Origin of the sequence: Serratia sp. CY82433 (assembly GCF_052166535.1) — a bacterium.
In the GTDB taxonomy this organism is placed as follows: Bacteria; Pseudomonadota; Gammaproteobacteria; order Enterobacterales; family Enterobacteriaceae; genus Serratia; species Serratia sarumanii.
Genome location: NZ_JBJNOR010000015.1, coordinates 1 through 573, shown reverse-complemented (window position 1 = coordinate 573; position 573 = coordinate 1). Strand labels below are relative to the sequence as shown.

Annotated in this window: 1 tRNA gene and 2 rRNA genes; all 3 read left to right on the top strand. The window is 48.2% G+C overall.

What is annotated here, in order from left to right:
* Positions 1 to 73 (top strand): 16S ribosomal RNA (locus ACJ8PI_RS24435); the annotation flags it as partial.
* Positions 74 to 161: 88 nt separating this feature from the next.
* Positions 162 to 237, top strand: a tRNA-Glu gene (locus tag ACJ8PI_RS24430).
* A 239-nt stretch (positions 238 to 476) separates the two neighbouring features.
* Positions 477 to 573, top strand: a 23S ribosomal RNA gene (locus ACJ8PI_RS24425); the annotation flags it as partial.

Sequence of the window (573 nt, the reverse complement as noted above, 5' to 3'; positions counted from 1 at the left end):
TTTGTGATTCATGACTGGGGTGAAGTCGTAACAAGGTAACCGTAGGGGAACCTGCGGTTGGATCACCTCCTTACCTAAAGATATTAGTTCGCGTGGCGTGCTCACACAGATTGTCTGATGAAAAAGTAACGAGCAAAAGCGTCATAAAAGTACGGTGTCGTGTCCCCTTCGTCTAGAGGCCTAGGACACCGCCCTTTCACGGCGGTAACAGGGGTTCGAATCCCCTAGGGGACGCCAAGCTTCCGACCCACCCGGTGAAAGCGGCGGTCTTCAGTATCTGACGATACACCATATCTTAAAGATGACTTTCGAGTCATGTTTAAGATATTGCTCTTTAACAATCTGGAACAAGCTGAAAATTGAAACATGACGGCTAAAATTCATTCCTCCGTAGATGTACCGGAATGAAGAGTAACCTGTCATAGAGTCTCTCAAATGTTTGCAGCGCGAACGATGGAAACATCTTCGGGTTGTGAGGTTAAGTGACTAAGCGTACACGGTGGATGCCTAGGCAGTCAGAGGCGATGAAGGGCGTGCTAATCTGCGAAAAGCGTCGGTAAGGTGATATGAACC